Consider the following 24,624-nt stretch of genomic DNA (forward strand, 5'->3'; position numbering starts at 1 on the left):
TGTCATCCTTTTTATTTTTATAATCCAAGTGACATGCCAACTTATTAAGATACTGATAAATAATGATTTATCAGTCGCAGGGAGCCAAAAACGCAAAAAGGCGCACCGTTATGGTGCGCCTTTATCACAATAATGAGGCAATGATTTCATTCTTCACTATATCAGTGCAGATCTATTTGGTGGTCAGAAACTCTTTCCATTGATCAATTAACAGCTCAAAGTCATCTAAGCCACAACAGGCCGTACTCTCACTGTCATAAAAATCAAACTCGCTGTCTTCTGCCATCGCTTCTCCATGCGCCAACACATTCTCCTGAATGGTGACTTCATCACCATGAATAGAGATGGAAATCTCAGTACCCAGCATAGTGTGTTCCTGAAGTGGAGACTGGTGTACAGCGACTAGCATAGACTCGACCTGCTCTATCTTCTGCCAATCCTTACCGATCTCTTCCTGCAACCAGCGACCAACAATTTCATGACCCATACTCGACTTAACGTAGTATTCGCCCATCAATGTATTGCGGATAAATTCAAATTCCATCGTGCTGCCTCATGAAAACGGAGCGCAGAGTATATAGAGACAATCCTAAAAGCACAAAAAAAGCGCCTGCCGAGGCAGACGCTTTCATCATCCTTTCTAAGCGCTTATGCAGGCTCTTGGAAAATCACTGAATCCGCTTTCTTGGTGTACTGATCCATCTTATGGAAGTTCAAGTAACGGTATGTGTCTGCTGCTGTCGCATCGATTTGCTTAGCGTACTCTAGATACTCTTCCTTGGTTGGAATCTTACCTAGAATCGCACCAACTGCCGAAAGCTCAGCAGAAGCTAGATAAACGTTAGCACCAGTACCTAAACGGTTCGGGAAGTTACGTGTCGAAGTCGACATTACTGTCGCCTTATCTGCCACACGTGCCTGGTTACCCATACATAGTGAACACCCTGGCGTTTCAATACGCACGCCAGCACGGCCGTAAATACCGTAGTAACCTTCTTCAGTTAGCTGATCGCGGTCCATCTTCGTTGGTGGCGCAACCCAGAGGCGAGTATCTAACTGACCACCGAATTGCTCTAGCAGCTTACCTGCAGCACGGAAGTGACCGATGTTAGTCATACAAGAACCGATGAAGACTTCATCGATGTTTGTACCCTGAACTTCAGAGAGTAGACGGGCATCATCCGGATCGTTTGGAGCACATAGAATTGGCTGATCAATTTCTGCTAGGTCAATTTCAATGATGTGAGCGTATTCCGCATCTGCGTCTGCTTCCATCAACTCAGGATTCGCCAACCACTCTTCCATCGCCGTGATACGACGCTCAATAGTACGACGGTCACCGTAACCTTCAGAAATCATCCATTTAAGCATGGTGATGTTCGAGCTTAGGTACTCTTCAATCGACTCTTGAGACAGCTTAACTGTACAACCTGCCGCTGAACGCTCTGCAGAAGCATCTGAAAGCTCAAATGCCTGCTCTACGGTTAGGTGTTCAACACCTTCGATTTCAAGTACACGGCCAGAGAATTCGTTGATCTTACCTGCTTTCTCAACCGTCAATAGACCTTGCTGAATTGCGTAGTAAGGAATCGCATGAACCAAGTCACGTAGTGTGATACCTGGCTGCATTTCACCTTTAAAGCGAACCAAGATTGATTCTGGCATATCCAGAGGCATAACACCTGTCGCTGCAGCAAACGCAACTAGACCAGAACCAGCTGGGAATGAAATACCTAGAGGGAAACGAGTATGTGAGTCACCACCTGTACCAACAGTATCAGGAAGAAGCATACGGTTTAGCCATGAGTGGATAACGCCATCGCCTGGACGAAGAGAAACACCACCACGGTTCATGATGAAATCAGGCAGAGTATGGTGCGTGTTTACGTCGACTGGTTTTGGATACGCAGAAGTATGACAGAAAGACTGCATCACTAGATCAGCCGAGAAGCCAAGACACGCAAGGTCTTTTAGCTCATCACGCGTCATAGGGCCTGTTGTATCCTGAGAACCTACGGTGGTCATCTTAGGCTCACAGTATTGACCTGCACGAACACCTTCAACGCCACATGCTTTACCGACCATCTTCTGAGCCAGTGTGTAACCTTTGTTAGAAGAGGACGGGTCTACAGGCTTAGCAAACAGATCAGTTTCTTCAAGACCTAGTGAAGTACGAGCACGACTTGTTAGGCCACGACCAATGATCAGCGGGATACGACCACCAGCACGCACTTCATCAAGAAGTACCTTGCTCAGCTCAAAGTTTGAGATTTCTGCGCCATCTTTACGTACAACACCTTCATACGGGTAAATTTCAATCACATCACCCATGTTCATGTCTTGCACATTAAGTTCGATTGGAAGCGCACCAGAATCTTCCATCGTGTTGTAGAAGATTGGTGCAATCTTACCGCCTAAACAGATACCGCCTGTGCGCTTATTTGGAACGTAAGGGATATCTTCACCCATGAACCAAAGCACAGAGTTCGTAGCCGACTTACGTGAAGAACCTGTACCCACGACATCACCGACGTAAGCCAATGGAATACCATCTTTTTGCAGCTCTTCAATTTGATTGATTGGACCAACGCTACCCGGTTGATCTGGGTTGATACCGTCACGCTCCATTTTAAGCATCGCTTTCGCGTGCACTGGGATATCTGGACGTGACCATGCATCAGGCGCCGGAGACAAGTCATCAGTGTTAGTTTCACCAGTGACTTTGAATACTTTAACGGTAATTTTTTCTGCTACTTTTTCTTTAGAGGTAAACCACTCAGCATCAGCCCAAGATTGCAGTACTTGCTGTGCGTAAGTGTTACCTGCTTTCGCTTTCTCTTCTACGTCGTAGAAAGCATCAAACATAAGTAGAGTGTGAGACAGTGCTTTTGCAGCAATAGATGCCAAAGCGTCATCATCAAGAAGGTCAACTAGCGGAGCAATATTGTAGCCGCCCTGCATCGTACCCAACAGCTCAGCTGCTTTTTCACGACTTACCAGTGGTGATTCCACTTCGCCTTTGGTAATAGCCGTCAGAAAACCTGCTTTGACATATGCAGCTTCATCTACGCCAGGTGGGATACGATTCTCTAGTAGGTCAAGAATTACAGCTTCTTCACCTTGAGGGGGATTTTTCAGAAGTTCGACAAGACCAGCAACTTGCTCGGCGTCTAGTGGTTTAGGAACAACTCCTTCAGCAGCACGCTCTGCGACGTGTTTACGGTAGGCTTCAAGCACGACTTTTTCCTCTCATTGCGGTTCCTCCGTTATTATTACTATTATTCAACGTAACGAAGTGAACATCCTTGGAAACTTGGCTCTCCTTTTGCCATATTTTTCATTCATTTTGAGTGAGAAACAGTGCCAGAGAGGCCAAACTGTGGGCGGTAGAATAGCAAATTTAACGATAAATTAAAATCTCATCATTTTGACCAACATAGCAACTTAAGACTAAAGTTCTATGATTTTCCTTGCTTAATTCCGTCAATTCCCTGCTTTGAGAATGGGAGATTGACGAAATCAATTATTGAATAACTATTTAAAGCTCGTCCCTATAATCAGGTATATAGAATCGAAGTTTTGTTCTGTTCGACCATAACCAAACATGACTGGCCCAACTGGGGAGTCAACCCCCGCAAACACTGAGCCCGCGGCATATAGTGGTGCGGTATCAAGCTTGACGCTTGGATCTGACCACACACCGCCGTATTCAAACGATGCCCCCAAATAAAACGGGGAAGAGAACAGACCAAAATCATTGTCAAACCAGCGATAACGGTACACCAAGCTACCAAATGCTTTGTTCTGACCAATCAAGCTGTTACGTGGAATACCTGATAAATTGAGAAAGCCGCCGAGCTCTTTGGGGTCGATAATAAGAGAGGAGTTTTTACTTTCTACCACTCCAACGTCGAGGTTTGCGACCAAAGTATGGCGAGAAAAGCTATTGGCATAGATGATCTTAGCGCCATATTCATAAGCAGTATCTTCGTCATGACCATCGAAGACACTGCCTGGACTTCCGACGCTTTCATCATGTGACACTAAGTAATCCAGATTCAGGTACAAACCCCGACTGGGCAAACTGTAGTTATCTAAGGTGTCAATGCGATAATTGGCAAATGCGCCTAATCTCTTAAATGAAACATCGCCTAGTGATGGCAGCGACGCGAGTTCTCCAGAACCATCAGTGTATCTGACACCGACTTTAAATCGGCGCCACAAGGTATCTTGGTAACCAATAGCCCACTCAGACTCCCATTCAGTGAAAGATATCGGGATAAAATCTTGAGTCGCTTTTAGTGACGGTACATCGCCCCCATCTGGTGGCACATTGACCTTCTCATTGCTAAAAGTAATACCCAAAGTGGTAAAGAGATCTGAACTGGAAAATAACGGACTGTAAAGCTCACCTTCTAAGAGTTTATCCGTGCCCATTTCAACATTGAGGGTAAACTCTGCACCGTATTCATTCAGATCAGTAAAATTGGTCGATATCCCTATCGCGTACTGGCTGTCAGTGTCAAAGTCATCTTCAAGGAAGAAACGGAAGTTCACATAATTCGGCCCCCAAGACTTTTCTTTGACGTTAACAATCAAGGCATCTAGATCGTCAATTTTGTCATAGCGATAAGTAATCAATTCAAAACGATCCAGCGCATAAAGGTTCTGAACACCCTGCTCGACTTCGGACGTTTTATAGCGATGACCCGAATCAAGATCCAAGTGCTTTTTCAGTACATCATCACTGTAATGAGTGTGGTTATGGATAACGACTTTATCGACCTTAATTTCATCGCCATACCTCAGTTTTCTGCGTACATCCTCTTTGTGATCAACGTAATCCTGATACTCAGATGAAGACACGCTGTAGCGTTTGAGTAATTCTTGGTTTTGAATGGCAATTTGATAACCCTTTTTAAACGCTTCGGGCATCTTGTCAAACTCTGTCGTTTCCATATCGCCAACTTGAGGCTTAAGGAAAACATCGTCTTCCGTCAGCGTTTTGGCTTGACGATTAGTCGTGCTACGCACTAAATAATTCGACAGTTGATCCGCTACGGTGAACAACGTTGTGAAGTCTTCTTCGTCTTTGTAATCGGTACTAATATCAACCGCAATAACGATATCTGCGCCTAGATCTCGTGCAACATTGACAGGCATGTTGTTGGTTACACCGCCATCCACCAGAAGCTGACCATTGAGTTCGTAAGGCGGTAACGCCCCCGGAACCGACATACTGGCCATCATAGCATCAACAAGGTAGCCGTTTTTTATAACAACAGGTTTGAGCTCCAGAATGTCGGTTGCGACTGAGCGATAAGGAATGGCGAGTTCATCGAAAGACTCAAACGGTGGAAGGTTGCCTGACGACTCACGCAGAATTCTGAGCATCCCCTGCCCTTGCACAATACCGCGCGCGGCACGCACTCCGCTCCAGCCGAGACCTAAATCTGTCGTCAGCTGGAATCGGTCTTCGTATTCTTTGTCGCGTACACGACGTTGGCTACGATCAACCCGATCACGGTAGCCACTGTTCCAATCTATGGTCTCAGTCAGGCTTTCAATTTCATCCGCACTCATGCCTGTTGCGTACAAGCCGCCCACATAGGCCCCCATGCTGGTACCCGTTATATAGTCGACAGGAATTCTGAGCTCTTCAAGCGCTTTCAAAACACCGATGTGTGCCGCCCCCTTGGCACCACCACCTGCTAGAACCACCGCGATTTTTGGCCGTTCTGATGCAACATGCTCTCCTGTATCAGAAAACGCCATGCGTGGTAACACAACCGCAGATATAAATAGAAGCCAGACTAGTTTTTTCACTCTAGAGTTCCCGTCTCATTCGCAAACGTACAGAAGCCGATAGCTTTATATTATTGACACAACCAACTGTTTACCAACTAAATATTTTCTTAATCCATTGAGTGGGTTTGCTGTCACACTGCTGCTTGAGCACATTGTTTGTGTCCCAAACTGGCAGCTTAAACTGATTATCGCAGTCCAGTTGCAGGCTGCCTTGTTCAGTATGAGAAAAACCAAGAGTACTGATTCCCGTTGGCCAAGGTAACGTCAGTTTTTCCGGTATGCGGTGGTTGAGATATTCTGCATAGACTCGTAACGCACCGCTGGAACCCGTAAGTTTTGTTGGCTTATTATCATCTCGACCAAGCCAGATAGTTGTTACTTCGCGTCCATCGACACCAACAAACCAGCTGTCACGCGTATCGTTACTGGTTCCCGTTTTTCCAGCTAACGCCGCCCAGCCAAACTGGCTGTTGAGATAACGGCCAGTGCCTTCTAAGACGCCGCGTTTCATAGCGTAGGTCGTCAGCCAAGCTGCTTGCTGGTCGATAGTTTGAGACATTCGCGGCAGTGACTGATACAGCGCATTACCTTCTAAATCGACCACCGAACGCAGCGCAGACAAGGGCGCCCGCTTACCCGAATTGGTCAACGTCTGATACATCTGCGCGACCTGGAATGGCGTTAATGTGAAGGAACCAAGGAACATTGACGGCACAGGACGAATTTCATTTCGGTCAACACCCAACTTCTCCAAAGTATTGACAACATTTCGAATGCCGAGCTGCATACCTAGCTGCACTGTCGGTACGTTGAGAGATTTTGCCAATGCAATATACAAAGGCACGTCCCCTCGAAACTTACGGTCATAGTTGCGCGGCGACCAAACACTGCCTTTTGAACCCTTAAGGCTGATCGGTTTATCGTGCAAAGTCGTAGCCAGATTGTATTTGTCAGGCTGCTCCAAAGCGGTGAGATAGACTGCTGGTTTGGCTAACGATCCAATTTGACGACTGGCGTTAAGCGCACGATTGAATCCGTCGTACCCTGTTCGTTTACCCCCGACCATAGCGCGAATTTCACCGGTATGGCGGTCAACAGCGATCGCTGCCCCTTCGAGTGACTTGCCTGCGACTTTGCTAAGCTGAGGTATTTTCTTGGCAATGGCCTGTTCCAGCTCTTGTTGAGAAACCGGATCGAGAGATGTAAACACCCTGAGACCAATGTCCGACTGAAACGCATCACCAACTTTCTCTTTCAGCTCAATCTTCAACTGCTGAAAGTAAGCCGGCTGACGGCTAGCAATACGAGGGTTATCCTGAATGTCCAGCGGGCGACTAGCTGCCATGTCGTACTGGTTAGCACTCAAGATCCCCTGCTGCATCATCAGACGAAGCACTAAATCTCGACGCTCTTTGGCTCGCTCAGGAAAGCGTACCGGGTTGTAGTAGGATGGCCCCTTTACCATACCCACCAGTAATGCGAGCTGGTCAATGCGCAGTTCTTGAATCGGCTGCCCAAAGTATAAGCGGGAAGCTAACCCAAAACCGTGAATGGCTTCTCCGCGACTTTGTCCTAAATACACTTCATTAAGATAGCCTTCCAGAATACGATCTTTGCTGTAGCGATAATCAATGATCAATGCGATGTAGGCTTCACGGATCTTACGCCAAAGCGTTCGATCACTGGAGAGAAAGATGTTCTTCGCGAGCTGCTGAGTCAGGGTACTCCCGCCTTGCACCGTACGACCCGCTTTGACATTGGCAACTAATGCACGGGCAATCGCAAACGGTGAAACTCCATCATGCTGATAAAAGTCTCTGTCTTCAGTAGCCAGTAATGCATCAACCATGACTTCAGGAAACTGGTCACGCCTCAAGAACAGACGCTGCTCATCATGATTTTTCTCCAACATCCCCAACATCTTCGGCTCGATCCGCAAATAGCCAAGATCACCGGAGGATTCGAGCGACTGAATGCGAAGTAAGCCTGAACCGTCAAAGTGCAGCATCACGTGACGATCAGGCTCAGGCCCATCAGTAAACTCAAAAGGACGGCGAATCAGTTCAATTTTGGTTGACGACGACGAATACTCCCCCGGGTAATGGGGCTGACGTACTTTACGGTAGTTGAGCACATCGAGTTCATTGCGAACTTCCTGAATCGAAATCGAATCACCCGGAGAGAGGTTAAGAATGCGAGCGTAAACCACGGTCGGCAGATCAAACAACTGACCTTCAAAACGTTGTTTAACCACACTGTCTAAGTAAATACCAACAAACAGTAGCAAGGCAAACCCAGCTAAACCGAGCTTCCAGGTTACTCCCCATACAATTTTCAACCAGCTACGTTGGCCTTTTTTTGTTGGCTTGCGTCTCGCTGTCGCCCTTTTGCGACCTGGCTTCTTAGTTGTTTTGGCTTTGCTGCTCGCAGGTGTTTTTTTCTTGGTCATTATTTCAGTTGTCGCTTAGTTTTGGTCGTTGCCATATGGTTAGCCGGATCGTCTGGCCAAACGTGCTTTGGATAACGCCCTTTCATTTCTTTTTGCACTTCTTTGTATGCTCCCGCCCAAAAGCTAGCTAAATCCTGCGTTACTTGCAGCGGTCGCTGTGCTGGGGATAGTAATTCCACCACTAAGGTTTTACGCCCCTCAGCAATGTGAGGCGACCTCTGTTCGCCAAACATTTCCTGCATTCGCACCGAAAGTACTGGCTCTTGACCGAATTGATAACGTATCTTCTTCTTCGAACCTGTAGGTACGATATAGTGCGTCGGTAACCATTGGTCGATTTCCTGACTGAGTGGCCAAGCAATATAAGCCATTAGGGCAGGCTCCAAATCCACTTTAGCTAGCGCTTTAAGTGAACTTACTCCAACTAGATAAGGCTCTAACCATTGTTCTAGATTGTCCAACAATTCTGCATCAGAAACACCGGGCCATTGATGTTCTGGTAACCATTCAGCTGCGCAGCGAATACGCTCTAAGGTTTCTAGACTGCTTGTTGACCAGTTTAATACGCCCAAGCCTTTTCGACGGACACAGTTGAGTAAAGCCTGAGTAATTTTTTGTTTATCTGGCTCAGGGAGTGGACGACGTTCAATCACCAATCGCCCAAGGTTACGTTGATGTTCTGCTATCAATCGCCCTTTGTTGTCATCCCAATCGACACTCTCTTTCTCTTCAATCAAGTGAGGAAGCCATTTCTCGATTGCAGTTATGTCCAGTTCTGCTGCGAGAAAAACTCTAGAAGCATCAGAGTGGCTGCGCATCAAATCAGCCACCACCAAATACTCAGCGGTCGAGAGTCGTTCGTCATCGGCCATTTCAGCACCATGACCGTTCGCCAATAAGAATTTACCCGCCTGTCCTTTTCTAAGTTGACCAATACGGTCCGGAAAAGCCGTCGCCAAAATCACTGCGACTAGAGATTCATCAACTTCTTCAAGCGAAAAGTTCACAGATAACTTACGCGCCAAAGCTTGTCCGCGCTGCAGCACGATTTTCTGTTTGCTGTGAAGGCCGCGCTTAAAGCAATCAATACTGTGCATGAAATCAAGCACGTTGCGCTCAGGCTCTTCTATTAAAGCAGCCACCGCTGAGGCGGTATTTTTCCAGCACTGTTGCTCAGAGTACATCAACATCGCAGCGATTCGCGGCTCAACACCGAGCTCGCTTGCCAGCCGACCATGTTCGGTTAACTGATGTTTGTCATCTAAAAGCCCCAGTTTGTTCAGTAAACGGCGAGATTGATTCAGGCTAATCTGAGGAGGGATATCAAGCCATTTCAGCTCAGTGGCATCCGCTGCACCCCATTGCGCTAACTCTAATGTTAATGCTGCCAAATCTGAGTGAAGAATTTCAGCCTGAGGCACGTCTGGTTGCTGATTCAACTGGCTTTCACTGAACAGACGCAGGCAAATCCCCGGCTCAATACGCCCGGCACGCCCTGCACGTTGCTCGGCTGAAGATTGCGCAATTCTACTTTGATCCAGTTTTGTCACACCGCTTTTTAAATCAAACTTCGCCACTCGCTCTAACCCTGCATCCACAACCAAACGAATGCCTTCGATCGTTAATGACGTTTCAGCAATATTGGTCGCCAGCACCACCTTACGTTTACCGTTAGGTGCAGACTGAATTGCCGCTTGCTGCTGAGCAAAACTAAGTTGTCCGTACAAAGGGCATACTTCGACGTTATCTGGCAGGTCACCCATTCTCTCAGCCACACGCTTTATTGCCGCAACACCAGGTAAAAAAGCCAAAACAGAGCCAGATTCTTTGCTGAGCAGCGAAGCAATTTGCTTAGCCATCACCTCTTCCAATCGCTCATTTGGTTTTAGCGGTTGATAGCGATATTCAACAGGAAAACTGCGACCTTGAGATTCAATATATGTTGCATCCGGCATCAGTTGGCTCAGCGCTCGCTGATCAAGTGTTGCCGACATCACCACCAGCTTTAGATCCTCACGAAATGCTTCTTGAATCTCGAGGCTGAATGCCAATGCGGTATCGGCATGAATGCTACGTTCATGAAATTCATCAAAAATTAGCAGTGAGATACCATCCAGTTCAGGATCTGACTGGATCATTCGGGTCATAATGCCCTCAGTCACAATCTCCAACTTAGTATCTGGGCCTACTTTGGTTTCTCCCCGCACTCTATAACCCACCTGCTGACCGATATTTTCTCCCAGTTGCTGAGCCAAATAACGAGCGATGTTACGCGCAGCAAGACGTCTGGGTTCAAGCATGATGATTTTCCCTTCAACAACATTCTCACGAAGCAATTGCAGAGGAAAGTAGGTGGATTTACCGGCACCGGGCGCAGCTTTGAGGATAACTTGAGAACGAGTTCGCACGCTTGAGAGTAGCTCATGCATCACGCTCTCGATAGGCAGCTGTGACAATGGAAAAACCTTATGGTGTAATGATGTGAATATTGTACATAAATCCAGTTCTAAATGAAGTTTGATCCCCCACTCGAATCTGCAATCTTAATTAAGCGCTACAAGCGCTTTCTGGCTGATATTACCTTGCCAGATGACAGCGAACGTACCATTCACTGTGCCAACACAGGGGCAATGACCGGTTGTGCGACTGCCGGCAACACCGTTTGGTACTCCACATCCGATAACCCTAAACGCAAATACCCCAATAGTTGGGAGCTGACACAAACTTCGAATGGGCATCGTATTTGCATCAACACTGCACGTGCCAATCAATTGGCGGTTGAAGCAATTGAAGCGGGTGTTATTGAAGAATTACAAGGTTATGAGCAGCTCAAAACAGAGGTCAAATACGGTAGTGAAAATAGCCGGATTGATATCTTGCTCAAATCACAACACCTACCAACGTGCTATATAGAGGTGAAAAGCGTTACGCTACTTGATGAGGAAAAACAAGGACAAGGCTACTTTCCCGATGCTGTGACCACCCGTGGTCAAAAGCACCTGAGAGAGCTCACAGAAATGGCGCAAAATGGAAGCAGAGCAGTACTTTTGTTCACTGTTTTACATTCAGGGATTGAAAAAGTCTCTCCAGCACACCATATAGACGCAAAATATTCACAATTGTTGAAAAGCGCACAGGAACAAGGGGTGGAAGTTTTGTGCTACAAAGCGGAGCTTTCAAACACCGAGATGAAGCTGGTGGAACGTATCAATTTCACCTATTGAGAGAAAAAATGATGTCGCCTTCACATAGGCAGCAAGTTTACTCTCTAGAGTTTGCCTCGAATTGTTCTTTTTGCTATAGATAGCCGCCTTAAAATTTAACTGCGAGCGCAGTTGACTAGGTGTTAGTAGGAGATGCTGCATGCCAGAATCGAAGAAAAAAGCGCTAGGCATCCTAGCCATTGCAGGGGTTGAGCCATACACAGAGAAAGCTGGTGAAGAGTACATGTCACCAGAGCAACTGGCTCATTTCACGAAAATTTTGACAGCATGGCGCAACCAGCTCAGGGAAGAAGTTGATCGCACCGTTCACCATATGCAGGACGAAGCGGCAAATTTCCCAGATCCAGTTGACCGTGCGTCTCAGGAAGAAGAATTCAGCCTAGAGCTGCGCAACCGTGACCGCGAACGTCGCCTAATCAAGAAGATCGAGAAAACGCTGAACAAAATCGAAGAAGATGAGTTTGGCTTCTGTGACTCTTGTGGTATCGAGATTGGTATTCGTCGTCTGGAAGCTCGCCCAACTGCAGATCTGTGTATTGATTGTAAGACTCTGGCCGAGATCAAAGAAAAGCAGATGCAAGGCTAAACCACTGCTTTTGACCAAAGAATCAAGGGAGCGTATGCTCCCTTTTTAGTTTTATTGCGACAAAAAGTGTATGAGTTATATAGGACGCTTTGCCCCGTCACCTTCAGGCCCGCTTCATTTCGGCTCTTTGGTTGCCGCGCTAGGCAGTTACTTACAGGCCAAATCTCAACAAGGACAATGGTTGGTTCGAATCGAAGACCTTGATCCACCGAGAGAAATGCCCGGAGCTTCCGACTTAATCCTCAACACGCTCGACGCCTATCACCTTCACTGGGACGGTGAGGTGGTCTATCAAAGCCAGCGACACGATTTGTATCAAGAACAGATAGAGCGATGGCTAGACGCACAGCAAGCGTATTACTGCCAATGCACGCGTAAGCAGGTGAAAGCAATGGGTGGCTTTTACAACGGAACCTGCCGTCAGCTCACACTGACGAATCATTCTGAGTGTGCGATTCGCCTCAAGATGACGCATCCAGTCTACCATTTTGATGATCGCAAACACGGCCGACTCAACATTCCCTCGCAACTGGCAGATGAAGATTTTATTATAAAGCGCCGAGACGGATTATTTGCGTATAACCTTGCAGTAGTATTGGATGATATTGAGCAAGGGGTGACTGAAGTCGTCCGTGGCGCCGATTTGATCGAGCCAACGGGGAGACAGCTCAGTCTCTATCAGATACTGGGAAAAACACCCATTCGTTATCTGCACCTGCCTTTAGCACTCGATGAACATGGTCATAAGTTATCCAAGCAGAACCATGCGCCAGCGATTGATAATGGCAACCCAAAACCCGCTTTGATTGAAGCCATGCGCTTCTTAGGTTTTGATATTAATAGGGAAATTGAACAGGCTGATATAGAAGATATCATAGAGTGGGGAGTCAAAAACTGGCATATCAACCAGTTACCTGACACGACTGAAATCAAAGCAAGATTCTCAAACCGCTCACTGTAAGCTATTATTAGCCGCAAATTCGCCCCAAGGGCATAAACGGAATCATCAGCAAGTCCTATACAGGCATACTCAACACTAGGTATTTCAAGACATGCCTCGCTAATGAGTAACAGATGCACATGACTAAAAACGACTATACACCAAGCGAAAAAGACAGTTATCCAGAGTTATCTCTGAACATTATTACTCGCCAAGAGCATAATATCTCTCGCAAGCAAATCAGCGACAATGCATTGAAGGTGCTATACCGACTTCATGGTGCAGGCTTTGATGCCTTCCTTGTCGGTGGAGGCGTGCGCGATCTGCTACTTGCACAGAACCCAAAAGATTTCGATATCGCAACCAATGCCACACCTGAGCAAATTCGCCAGTTGTTCAAGAATTGCCGCCTGATTGGCCGCCGTTTTCGTCTGGCGCATATCATGTTTGGCCGCGATATTATTGAAGTAGCAACTTTCCGTGGTCACCATCAAGAAACCAGCAAAAATATTTCTCAGCAATCGAAAGAAGGCATGCTGTTGCGCGATAACGTCTATGGCACCATTGACGAAGACGCGGAACGCCGTGACTTCACTATCAATGCGATGTACTACAACATCGGTGATTATGCGATTCATGACTATGCTGGCGGTAATGAAGATTTAGAAGACCGATTAGTACGCCTGATTGGCGATCCTGAAACGCGTTATCGCGAAGATCCAGTGCGCATGCTGCGTGCCATTCGCTTTGCCGTAAAGCTAGACTTCGATATCGAGGAAGATACAGCAGCACCTATTGAAGAAATGTCACCACTGCTACGTGATATTCCATCGGCACGCCTGTACGAAGAATCACTCAAGATGCTGCAATCAGGTTATGGTTTAGAAACCTACCACCTGATGCGTGAGTACAACCTATTCCAGCAACTCTTCCCTGTTATCTCTGAAGACTTCACAGAGGAATACTCCTCAAAAACCGAGCAGATGCTGGATCTCGTTTTAGATTCTACTGATCAACGCATTGAAGAAGGCAAACGAATTAATCCTGCTTTCATGTTCGCGGCTATGTTGTGGTACCCACTGCAAGCCCGTGCCGAACTGCTGATGGAGAAGCGTAAACTCTCTGCCTATGATGCGATAATGGAAGCCAGTAATTACATCCTTGATGAACAGGTTCGTACTATTGCAATCCCTCGCCGCCATACCGCAACGATTCGCGAAATCTGGCAATTGCAACTGCGTATGCCACGTCGTAATGGCAAACGCGCTTTCCGCTTAATGGAACTTAACAAGTTCCGTGCTGGCTTTGATTTTCTTGAAATGCGCGGTGAAATTGAAGGTGGTGAAACTGAACAATTAGCCAAATGGTGGGAAACCTTCCAAAACGCAGGGCGCAACATGCGTCAGTCCATGGTGGCAGATTTGGACGCAGAGTCTCCTGAGCAGGGCAAAAAGCGTCGTCGTAAACCATTTCGCAAGAAAAAAACCAAGGCTTCAACATCATGATCACTGTTTTTATTGCGGTGGGCAGTAATCTTGCTGATCCCGTTACACAGGCGAATGATGCTATCGAAGCGCTTAAGCAACTGCCAAAATCCCAGTTTAAGCAAAGCTCAAACTTGTATAGCAGTACCCCAATGGGGCCGCAAGACCAACCGGATTACATCAATGCGGTGGTCGAAATCACAACTGAATTAACGCCACTTGAACTGCTCAATTGCACTCAAGCTATCGAGCAAGAGCAAGGGCGTGTCCGTAAAGATGAGCGATGGGGCCCAAGAACCCTGGACTTAGATATTGTTCTTTACGGCAATGAGGTGATGGATTCCGAGCGTCTGACTGTTCCTCACTATGGAATGAAGGAGCGCGAATTCGTGCTCTACCCGCTCGCGGAAATCGCACCAAATTTAACCCTCCCATGTGGGACCAGACTGGAAGACCTATTAAAAGTCGTTGAGCAAAACGGTCTGCGTATTTGGCAATCATAGCCAACTCCTTAAAAGGAAAAATCATGAAAAAAATCACCATAAACGACCTAATGAACTGGAAGCAGGAAGGTCGTAAATTTGCTACTTCTACAGCTTATGACGCGAGCTTCGCTCAACTGTTCGAAAGTGAAGAAATGCCAGTACTACTGGTTGGCGATTCACTGGGCATGGTTCTGCAAGGCACACGTGACACACTCCCAGTGACAGTGGAAGAGATTGCTTACCATACTCGCTGTGTGCGTGCTGGCAGCCCTAACTGCCTGCTGATGGCTGATATGCCATTCATGAGCTACGCGACACCTGAGCAAGCGTGCGAAAGTGCCGCTCAGATCATGCGAGCTGGTGCAAACATGGTCAAAATTGAAGGCGGCGATTGGCTAGTCGATACAGTCAAAATGCTAACCGAGCGTGCCGTACCTGTGTGTGCTCACTTAGGTCTGACGCCACAATCGGTCAATATCTTTGGTGGTTTTAAAGTTCAAGGGCGTGATCAAGACAAAGCAGACCGTATGGTTCGCGACGCATTGGCACTTCAAGAAGCGGGTGCGCAGGTGATCTTGCTTGAGTGTGTACCACGTGATCTTGCAGCGCGCATTACTGAAGTATGTGACGTACCTGTCATCGGTATCGGTGCTGGCAATGCCACCGACGGCCAGATCTTAGTCATGCATGATATGTTTGGAATTTCAGCCAATTACATGCCGAAGTTCTCAAAGAACTTCCTTGCTGAAACGGGCGACATGCGTAAAGCTGTAGCTATGTACAAAGACGAAGTTGAAAGTGGCGCATTCCCAGGTGAAGCCCACACAATTGCGTAAGGATTTGACTGATGCAAACTTTTGCTGAAATTGCCGCTCTTCGCGAGCAAATCAAACAGTATAAGCGTGACGGCCGCAAAATCGCCTTTGTTCCGACAATGGGGAACCTGCATGAAGGTCACCTCACTCTAGTTCGTAAAGCGCGTGAGCACGCTGACGTCGTCGTGGTAAGCATTTTTGTCAACCCGATGCAGTTTGACCGCAGTGATGACCTTAACAACTACCCACGCACCCTGGAAGATGACCTCAGCAAACTGAGTGGTGAAGGCGTTGAGATTGTTTTCACACCAACCCCAGAAGTCATTTATCCAGAGGGTCTAGACAAACAAACTTCAATCGAAGTCACTGGGTTGTCGAATATCCTTGAAGGTGCCTCGCGCCCCGGTCATTTCCGTGGTGTTGCGACAGTGGTAACCAAGCTATTTAATATTGTCCAACCCGACGCCGCTTGCTTCGGTGAGAAAGACTTCCAACAGCTGGCTGTCATTCGCAAAATGACTGAAGATTTGGCAATGGACATTAATATCGTTGGCGTCACTACGGTACGTGAAATGGATGGTCTAGCGATGAGCTCACGCAACGGCCTGCTGACGATTGATGAACGACAACGTGCGCCGGTACTCGCACGTACAATGCGTTGGATCAGCAGCGCTATACGTGGGGGACGTGATGATTACGCTTCTGTGATTGAAGATGCCAGCGATCAGCTTCGCGCTGCTGGGTTACAGCCGGATGAGATTTTTATCCGTGATGCACGAACTCTCCAAGCCGTCACAGCAGAAACGACTCAAGCGGTGATCTTAATGTCCGCTTTCTTAGGCCAAGCCCGTTTGATCGATAATCAAGTGGTTGAAATGGCAGTTGAGGCGAAGGAAGAAGAAAACACCGAAGCTTCATCAGAAAGCGCTGAATAACGAGAAGCGAACACAAAAAAGGGTTGACGTTAAAGCGTCAACCCTTTTCTTTTAAGCTCAATAAACGAAGCGGCAATTAGCTTCTCAGGCCAATCCCTTTGGTCACCAAATAGTGGGCTACTGCATATAAGGCAACGACAAATACACCAAGTACACCGAATGAGGTCACAATCCCAACATCCGAAACACCCAAGAAACCATAACGGAACGCATTGACCATATAGACAATCGGGTTGATTTTCGACACGCCTTGCCAGAATTCAGGCAACAGGCTAATTGAATAGAAGACACCACCGAGATAAGTGAGCGGAGTCAGCACAAAAGTGGGTATGATCGAAATATCATCGAACGTCTTCGCGTAAACCGCATTGATCAAGCCACCCAATGAGAACACCACTGACGTCATAAATACGGTTGCGATGATAATGCCCCAGTGATCTACTTGAAGATCAACAAAGAACAGCGACACAAAAGTCACAATGGTACCGACCAGTAAACCACGTACTACTCCGCCCATGACAAAGCCCCAAATGATCACATAGTTAGGGACGGGAGCCACCAAAAGCTCTTCGATATTTTTCTGGAACTTAGCACTGAAAAAGGACGAAGCCACATTGGAATATGAGTTGGTGATAACAGACATCATGATCAAGCCTGGCACTATGTATTCCATATAGCTAAAGCCGTTCATTTCACCAATTCGAGAACCTATCAGGCTACCAAAAATAATGAAGTACAGAGTCATAGTGATCGCCGGTGGCACTAGTGTCTGAACCCAAATTCGAGTAAAACGATTAACCTCTTTGGTCAGTAGGCTACAAAAAGCAGTCCAATAAATTCGGTACATTTTACTGGCCTCCTTCGCGGACAATATTCACAAACAGCTCTTCTAATCGATTGGCCTTATTACGCATCGACAGCACTTTGATGCCCTGCTCTGTCAATTGACTAAAAATGGCATTGAGCCCTTCACTCTTCTCGATTTCAATTTCTAGTGAACCGTTGACGACACTCTGGCTATTCACGCCTTTCAAAAGAGGCACTTCCACCCCATCTTCCAAATCAAGAATGAAAGTTTCCACATGAAGTTTGTTCAACAACGCTTTCATTGTGGTGTTTTCTATCAGCTCACCTTTACTGATGATACCTATGTTGCGACACAGCATTTCAGCTTCTTCAAGGTAATGGGTCGTCAAAATAATCGTGATGCCTTCTTGGTTAATTTCCTTAAGAAACTCCCACATAGAACGGCGCAGTTCAATGTCGACTCCAGCAGTAGGCTCATCCAGAATCAGTAACTTCGGCTCGTGGACCAAAGCACGAGCGATCATCAGGCGACGCTTCATTCCACCAGATAAGTTTCGTGCACGTTCGTTACGCTTTTCCCATAAATCGAGCTTGGTTAAATACTTTTCGGCTCTTTGTTTCGCCAAAGTGCGGGATACGCCATAGTACCCTGCCTGCTGTAGCACGATTTGTTCAACCGTTTCAAACTGATTGAAGTTGAACTCCTGAGGTACTAAACCTAAATTCTGCTTGGCCAGCTCCAAGTTCTGATCAATGTCATAACCAAACACTTTGACCTTACCAGACGTTTTGTTGACCAGAGAGGAGATCACCCCAATGGTCGTCGACTTACCGGCACCATTAGGCCCCAATAAGGCATAAAAGTCGCCTTTGGCGACACTGAGGCTAATACCCTTCAGCGCCTCAAATCCCCCCGCATAGGTTTTGCGGAGTTGTTCAATTTCTAATGCGTACATAGTTTTCAGTGTAATTGTTGGTTTTGTGCGGATGTGGGTAACGTGCGTATGCCGTTAGAGTGCCGCGAATGTAATTCAGTTTATCGTTGAATAACGATGAATACAATTACACGATTCGATTTATTTGGAAATATGAAGTGCTGTAACCTTGTTGCAAAAACGCCGCTGAGAGTCAGCGGCGTGGGTAGGTATTCATCAGTTTAAACAGCTTGAAACTGATGCTCATCGCTCTCGACGTGTTTCAACGCCGCTTTGAGAGCCTCGTAGCGGAACCTGTAGGTGTTTTCTTCAGGGACTAAATCAATAACATGGAATTTTTCTAATTGCTGACGAGTGCTTTCATTTGGACACAGAAGATAAACTTGGCAATTCGCTTCAAGAGCATCTTTAATCGCATTTTCCAGCGCTAGTCCGACAGTTACATCAATCATAGGCACATCCGTCAGGTCGAGTATCATCACTTCATAATCGGAAATACTGCTATGCTGGCGTGAGATCGCTTTTGAAACGCTAAAAATCATCGGCCCAGACAAATAGAAGAACAGCACTTTATCATTCGCTCTATCCAGTAAGCCTCGTTCACTATCCGTAAGAGGGACGTCATCTTCGTCAGCATCACTGATGGCTTTGACCTGACGCGCTTGCTCACGGCTCAAACGCTCAATGATAATGATGTTTGAAATGAAGACCCCAAGTCCAACCGCCACAATCAGGTCGACAAACACCGTCAGCAGCATCACACCATACATAATAGCCATACCGGCAAAGCTGACTTTGTGCGCGCGCTGGATGAAACTCCAGTCTAGGATGTTGAAGCCAACGTAAACGGCGATACCAGCCAAAACTGCCATTGGAATAGGCTCTGTTAGGCCACCAGCGACCAACACCACCAGCGCCAGCATTAGCGCACGAATCACACCAGACAGAGGGGAACGAGCGCCGACCTGAATGTTAGTTACAGTCCCCATGGTTGCACCAGCACCCGGCAGTGCACCAAAAAGGCCAGAGATCATATTCGCCAAGCCTTGACCACGCAGTTCTTTATCCGAGTTATGCTCTTTACGCGTCAGTGAATCTCCGATAACGGCGGTCAACAGAGTATCAATACACCCAAGTGTTCCCAACACTAGCGCATCAATAACCATCTCGGTAAACATCGAAGCATCGATATGCGGAATCACTAGTGACGGCAAACCTGCAGGTATCTCGCCAATGCGGCGGATAGCCTCAGTATCAAAGATAATAACGGATAGCAAAGTAACGGTAATTAATGCCACTAGCTGAGCCGGAACGTATTTACGGTATTTTTTCGGGAAGAAGAACAAGATCCCTAAGGTCAGCAGGCCAAGAAATAGCTCGCTAAACTTCATGTTGGCAAGGGTGTCAGGGAGAGCGGATAAGGTTCCTAATACACCACCTGAAGGAGCAGCATGACCAAGTAGTGGCGATAGCTGTAGGATAATCAGGATGACGCCGATTCCTGACATAAAGCCAGAAATCACGCTATACGGCATCAAGGTAACATACTTTCCGAGCTTCAATGTTCCAAGTAATATCTGAAACGCACCGGCCATCATCACAACCGTGAACGTCATCGCCATCCCTGTCTCAGGATATTTGGCCATCATACTGGTAAGGACGGCTGTCATTATCACCGTCATTGGACCTGTAGGCTCGGAAATCAGCGAATTGGAACCACCAAATAAAGAGGCAAACAATCCGACCAAGATAGCGCCCCATAAGCCAGCTTCAGCGCCAGCACCAGAGGCAACACCAAACGCCAATGCCAATGGCAGAGAAATGATCGCGGTGGTGACACCACCAAAGACATCCCCTTTTATATTGATATCTTCAAAACGACTTCCAAACACAATTCAGCCCCACTGCTTAATTAATGCTACTTTGATACTCGGTAATGAGAGCTACTCATAAAATAGACGGCCTTCCGAATAACCCCACCAAAAGTGGTTAATTTGGGCAAAAATTGACGCCATCTTCTGAGAAACACCATCGAAAATTAAATTCTAGCAAATACCCTAGGTCAAGGTTAGTGCCATTCTAGTTCCAACAGGCACACGTTATAACTCTTTGTTAGGTTCGCTACTAAGTTTATGGTTTTTAACGATAGAACACGTCAGATGAGTACCTTTTTACACAGTTTTGACAGGAACGAAATTGTAACATTGTGTATAGTAGCGAAAGAATTGTTAAGGATTGATTGTAAGATGCCGGAAATAAAACAGCTTTTTGAAAACAACTCAAAGTGGTCTGAATCCATTAAGGCTGAACGACCAGAGTACTTTGCAAAACTTGAAGAAGGCCAGAACCCTGGATTCCTTTGGATCGGTTGCTCTGACAGCCGAGTGCCTGCTGAGCGCCTCACCGGCCTGTATTCAGGCGAGCTCTTCGTTCACCGGAATGTCGCAAACCAAGTTGTCCATACGGATCTGAACTGTTTATCTGTTGTTCAGTATGCAGTAGACGTACTGAAAGTGAAACACATCATCATTTGCGGCCACTATGGCTGTGGAGGAGTGAACGCAGCAATCGACAACCCTCAGTTAGGGCTGATCAATAACTGGCTGCTGCACATTCGTGATAACTACCTCAAATACAAAACAGAAATCGAGTCGTTGCCACGTGAGCAGTGGGGCGACAAACTGTGCGAAATTAACGTTGCTGAACAGGTATACAACCTTGGCAACTCAACGATTTTGCAAGGAGCATGGGAACGCGGCCAGGAGATTCAAATCCACGGAGTTGTTTACGGTATCGGCAATGGCAAGCTGCAAGATTTAGGTGTACGCTGCTCAAGTAGAGAAACGTTAGAAAGCAGTCATCAGGAAGCCTTAGATAAAATCCTATCTTCACCTGTACTAGGTTAGATAACAAAAGACCCGCACAAGGCGGGTCTTTTTACATTCGTATTAGATGGCTTCCATTTATTCCTGAGGAACCACTTTACCAATGTAAGGTAGGTGACGGTATTTCTGCGCGTAATCAATACCCACACCAACAACAAACTCATCTGGGATAGCAAAGCCAACCCAATCGACGGGAACTTCCACCTCACGACGAGACGGCTTATCAAGCAGAGTACAAATCGCAATTGACTTAGGTTCACGCAGAGTCAGGATCTCTTTGATTTTATTTAACGTGTTGCCCGTATCAATGATGTCTTCAATGATCAGTACATCTTTGCCTTTGATGTCATCATCCAGATCTTTCAGAATGCGCACATCTCGCGAGCTTTCCATCGTATTGCCGTAACTAGAAGCAGTCATGAAATCAACTTGGTGAGTCAATTCAATCTTTCGAGCCAAGTCTGCCATAAAGACAAATGAGCCACGTAGCAGGCCAACCAGCACCAAATCTTCGCTGCCTTGGTAGTGAGCGGTAATCTCTTTACCTAATTCACTTACGCGTTCCTGAACTTCTTGCTCAGAAATCATTACTTCTACTGTATGTTTCATACCAATCTCATTTTCTGCATTAGCGAATACTCACTAAATACTAGTTTATATACCGCCAGATGATTTTAAGCGCGTAGTTTAACACCACTATGCAGCAGGAGAAACGTTTGCTTGATTAAAGGCTGCAATAAACATATGCAACTACATGATCATTAGCACGGTATTAATAAAAATGATTATTAAATGAACTGAAATCGTTGACCTAATTCATATGCACCATTACACTCATTACTGCGAAAGCAATAATAAAATACTAATTAGGGCAAAAGCCCACATATACAACTCAATTGGCAAGGAAATATAACTATGGATTCTATAGCTAAGAGACCGCGTACGCGTCTTTCACCACAAAAACGTAAACAACAACTGATGGAAATCGCATTAGAGGTGTTTGCTCGTCGTGGTATTGGTCGCGGTGGTCATGCTGACATTGCAGAAATCGCTCAGGTTTCTGTTGCTACTGTTTTTAACTACTTCCCAACCCGCGAAGACTTGGTTGATGATGTACTTAACTACGTAGTTCGTCAGTTCTCAAACTTCCTATCAGATAATATCGATCTTGATATTCATGCAAAAGAAAACCTACGCAACCTAACTTCGGCAATGGTTGACCTTGTTGTCAACGACTGCCACTGGCTTAAAGTTTGGTTCGAGTGGAGTGCATCGACACGTGATGAAGTATGGCCACTGTTTGTTACGACAAACCGTACCAACCAGCTTCTGGTTCAGAACATGTTTATCAAAGCAATCGAGCGCGGTGAAGTATGTGATGATCACGACCCAGCAGACCTAGCGACACTATTCCACGGCATCTGCTACTCACTGTTTGTGCAGGCTAACCGTACTCAAGATGATGAGTCTGTAAACCGCCTGACACAAAGCTACCTAGATATGCTTTGCATCTACAAGTAGATTAACCAGTGTCATCGTAAAGCCGGGGTTCACCCGGCTTTTTTGTGTCTACAAAAACTCTAAAATGAAAAAAGCCGCTGAGTAATCAGCGGCTTTTATTATTCAGTCTTCAGAGAAATTATTTTTTCTTTTTAACTGCTTTTTTGTTTGGAAGGTCAGTGATAGAACCTTCGAATACTTCAGCAGCTAGGCCAACAGACTCGTGTAGAGTTGGGTGAGCGTGGATAGTCAGCGCGATATCTTCAGCGTCACAACCCATCTCGATAGCTAGACCGATTTCACCTAGTAGTTCGCCACCGTTCGTACCAACGATCGCACCACCAATTACACGGTGAGTCTCTTTGTCGAAGATCAGCTTAGTCATACCGTCAGCACAGTCAGATGCGATTGCACGGCCTGATGCTGCCCAAGGGAAAGTCGCTACTTCGTACTTGATGCCTTCTTCTTTCGCTTCTTTCTCAGTCTTACCAACCCATGCCACTTCTGGCTCAGTGTAAGCAATTGAAGGGATAACTTTAGGATCGAAGTAGTGCTTCTTACCAGCAATAACTTCAGCGGCAACGTGACCTTCATGCACACCTTTGTGCGCAAGCATTGGTTGACCAACGATATCACCGATAGCAAAGATATGAGGTACGTTTGTACGAAGCTGCTTGTCTACATTGATGAAGCCACGCTCATCAATTTCTAGACCTGCTTTCTCACCATCAATAAGTTTACCATTTGGTACACGACCGATAGCTACTAGAACTGCATCATAACGCTCTGCTTCAGCAGGTGCTTTCTTGCCTTCCATTGACACGTAGATACCGTCTTCTTTCGCTTCAACTGCTGTCACTTTCGTTTCTAGCATTAGGTTGAACTTGTTCTTCACGCGCTTAGTGTAAACTTTAACGATATCTTTATCTGCCGCAGGGATAACCTGGTCGAACATCTCAACAACGTCAACTTTAGAACCTAGTGACTGGTAAACTGTACCCATTTCTAGACCGATGATACCACCGCCCATGATAAGTAGTTTTCCAGGAACTTCTTTCAGCTCTAGAGCATCAGTAGAGTCCCAAATACGTGGGTCTTCATGTGGAATGAATGGCAGTTTGATAGGACGAGAACCCGCAGCAACAATAGCGTTATCAAAGTTTACTGTTGTTGTCTCACCTTCGCCTTCAACAAGGATAGAGTTAGGGCCAGTAAATTTGCCGTAACCGTTAACAACCGTCACATTACGCATCTTAGCCATACCGCTAAGACCGCCAGTCAGTTGATTAACAACTTTCTCTTTCCAGATACGAATTTTGCTGATGTCAGTTTGCGGCTCACCGAACACAACGCCGTGATCTGCCATAGCTTTTGCTTCTTCAATTACTTTAGATACGTGAAGAAGTGCTTTAGATGGGATACAACCCACGTTTAGACATACACCGCCAAGAGTGCTATAGCGCTCGATTAGTACAGTTTCAAGACCTAAGTCTGCACAACGGAAGGCAGCGGAGTAACCAGCAGGACCAGAACCAAGTACAACAACTTGGGCTTTAATTTCTTTGCTCATTTTGACCTCTTGTAGTCATTATCCCTAACAGGCTGAGTGGGTATTGATTCTTTTGTTTAAGAGTGGTTGGTTTTAAACAGTTATTTTCAGACCGCCAACAGTTTACAGAGATGTTAATGGTGTGAAAAGCAATTCCATTTAGCCTGTGAGCTAGCCAACAATTAAGTAAGGAAAACGTTCTCCTTCACCCAATTGTCAGAT

Annotated in this window: 19 protein-coding genes; 9 read left to right on the top strand and 10 right to left on the bottom strand. The window is 46.3% G+C overall.

The window, feature by feature from the left end:
* Positions 1-172: 172 nt before the first annotated feature.
* The 5 genes from FIU99_RS13815 to hrpB all read right to left on the bottom strand — a co-directional run bounded on the left by FIU99_RS13815 (position 173) and on the right by hrpB (position 10,713).
* Entirely contained in the window at positions 173-544 is a 372-nt protein-coding gene (locus FIU99_RS13815) for a YacL family protein (RefSeq protein WP_006958107.1), read from the bottom strand.
* A 104-nt stretch (positions 545-648) separates the two neighbouring features.
* Entirely contained in the window at positions 649-3,237 is a 2,589-nt protein-coding gene (gene acnB, locus FIU99_RS13820) for a bifunctional aconitate hydratase 2/2-methylisocitrate dehydratase (RefSeq protein WP_152472315.1), read from the bottom strand.
* Between the two features lie 297 nt (positions 3,238-3,534).
* Positions 3,535-5,775, bottom strand: a complete 2,241-nt coding sequence (locus tag FIU99_RS13825; RefSeq protein ID WP_006958108.1) for a patatin-like phospholipase family protein — start codon at positions 5,773-5,775, stop codon at positions 3,535-3,537.
* Positions 5,776-5,896: 121 nt separating this feature from the next.
* Positions 5,897-8,257, bottom strand: coding sequence for a penicillin-binding protein 1B (mrcB, locus tag FIU99_RS13830; RefSeq protein ID WP_006958109.1), 2,361 nt, complete (start codon positions 8,255-8,257; stop codon positions 5,897-5,899).
* On the bottom strand, positions 8,257-10,713 hold the full coding sequence (gene hrpB, locus FIU99_RS13835; RefSeq protein WP_039951274.1) for an ATP-dependent helicase HrpB: 2,457 nt from the start codon (positions 10,711-10,713) through the stop codon (positions 8,257-8,259). The genes mrcB and hrpB overlap by 1 nt, the downstream gene beginning before the upstream one ends.
* A gap of 54 nt (positions 10,714-10,767) precedes the next feature.
* Between hrpB and sfsA the strand changes: the two genes are divergently transcribed.
* The 7 genes from sfsA to panC all read left to right on the top strand — a co-directional run bounded on the left by sfsA (position 10,768) and on the right by panC (position 16,726).
* On the top strand, positions 10,768-11,481 hold the full coding sequence (gene sfsA / locus FIU99_RS13840) for a DNA/RNA nuclease SfsA (protein ID WP_006958111.1): 714 nt from the start codon (positions 10,768-10,770) through the stop codon (positions 11,479-11,481).
* Positions 11,482-11,620: 139 nt separating this feature from the next.
* Positions 11,621-12,067 (top strand): RNA polymerase-binding protein DksA, encoded by a 447-nt coding sequence (dksA, locus tag FIU99_RS13845; protein WP_006958112.1) that lies wholly within the window; start codon positions 11,621-11,623, stop codon positions 12,065-12,067.
* 70 nt (positions 12,068-12,137) lie between these two features.
* Positions 12,138-13,028: a tRNA glutamyl-Q(34) synthetase GluQRS gene (gluQRS, locus tag FIU99_RS13850; protein WP_006958113.1), complete on the top strand. Its 891-nt coding sequence runs from the start codon at positions 12,138-12,140 to the stop codon at positions 13,026-13,028.
* A 113-nt stretch (positions 13,029-13,141) separates the two neighbouring features.
* On the top strand, positions 13,142-14,512 hold the full coding sequence (pcnB, locus tag FIU99_RS13855) for a polynucleotide adenylyltransferase PcnB (protein ID WP_019276926.1): 1,371 nt from the start codon (positions 13,142-13,144) through the stop codon (positions 14,510-14,512).
* Positions 14,509-14,994, top strand: coding sequence for a 2-amino-4-hydroxy-6-hydroxymethyldihydropteridine diphosphokinase (gene folK, locus FIU99_RS13860; RefSeq protein ID WP_006958114.1), 486 nt, complete (start codon positions 14,509-14,511; stop codon positions 14,992-14,994). Before pcnB ends, folK begins: the two co-directional genes overlap by 4 nt.
* Positions 14,995-15,017: 23 nt before the next feature.
* The gene (panB, locus tag FIU99_RS13865) at positions 15,018-15,812 is read left to right on the top strand and encodes a 3-methyl-2-oxobutanoate hydroxymethyltransferase (protein WP_006958115.1); all 795 of its coding nucleotides are present in this window, start codon (positions 15,018-15,020) and stop codon (positions 15,810-15,812) included.
* 11 nt (positions 15,813-15,823) lie between these two features.
* Positions 15,824-16,726, top strand: coding sequence for a pantoate--beta-alanine ligase (gene panC, locus FIU99_RS13870; protein ID WP_006958116.1), 903 nt, complete (start codon positions 15,824-15,826; stop codon positions 16,724-16,726).
* A gap of 76 nt (positions 16,727-16,802) precedes the next feature.
* On the opposite strand, the gene FIU99_RS13875 is transcribed toward panC, so the two are convergent.
* The 3 genes from FIU99_RS13875 to FIU99_RS13885 all read right to left on the bottom strand — a co-directional run bounded on the left by FIU99_RS13875 (position 16,803) and on the right by FIU99_RS13885 (position 20,360).
* Positions 16,803-17,573, bottom strand: coding sequence for an ABC transporter permease (locus FIU99_RS13875; protein WP_006958117.1), 771 nt, complete (start codon positions 17,571-17,573; stop codon positions 16,803-16,805).
* 1 nt (position 17,574) lies between these two features.
* Positions 17,575-18,489: an ABC transporter ATP-binding protein gene (locus FIU99_RS13880; RefSeq protein ID WP_006958118.1), complete on the bottom strand. Its 915-nt coding sequence runs from the start codon at positions 18,487-18,489 to the stop codon at positions 17,575-17,577.
* Between the two features lie 200 nt (positions 18,490-18,689).
* A complete protein-coding gene (locus FIU99_RS13885; RefSeq protein ID WP_006958119.1) occupies positions 18,690-20,360 on the bottom strand; it encodes a SulP family inorganic anion transporter in 1,671 nt (556 codons plus the stop codon).
* Positions 20,361-20,714: 354 nt separating this feature from the next.
* On the opposite strand from FIU99_RS13885, the gene can reads away from it, so the two are divergent.
* The gene (can, locus tag FIU99_RS13890) at positions 20,715-21,374 is read left to right on the top strand and encodes a carbonate dehydratase (RefSeq protein ID WP_006958120.1); all 660 of its coding nucleotides are present in this window, start codon (positions 20,715-20,717) and stop codon (positions 21,372-21,374) included.
* A 57-nt stretch (positions 21,375-21,431) separates the two neighbouring features.
* On the opposite strand, the gene hpt is transcribed toward can, so the two are convergent.
* Positions 21,432-21,962 (bottom strand): hypoxanthine phosphoribosyltransferase, encoded by a 531-nt coding sequence (gene hpt, locus FIU99_RS13895; protein WP_006958121.1) that lies wholly within the window; start codon positions 21,960-21,962, stop codon positions 21,432-21,434.
* Positions 21,963-22,268: 306 nt separating this feature from the next.
* Between hpt and FIU99_RS13900 the strand changes: the two genes are divergently transcribed.
* Entirely contained in the window at positions 22,269-22,874 is a 606-nt protein-coding gene (locus FIU99_RS13900) for a LuxR/HapR/OpaR family quorum-sensing transcriptional regulator (RefSeq protein ID WP_006958122.1), read from the top strand.
* 118 nt (positions 22,875-22,992) lie between these two features.
* Here FIU99_RS13900 and lpdA read toward each other — a convergent pair whose 3' ends face one another.
* A complete protein-coding gene (gene lpdA / locus FIU99_RS13905; protein ID WP_006958123.1) occupies positions 22,993-24,423 on the bottom strand; it encodes a dihydrolipoyl dehydrogenase in 1,431 nt (476 codons plus the stop codon).
* Between the last annotated feature and the right edge of the window lie 201 nt (positions 24,424-24,624).

It is taken from the genome of Vibrio sp. THAF64, from assembly GCF_009363455.1.
In the GTDB taxonomy this organism is placed as follows: Bacteria; Pseudomonadota; Gammaproteobacteria; order Enterobacterales; family Vibrionaceae; genus Vibrio; species Vibrio coralliilyticus.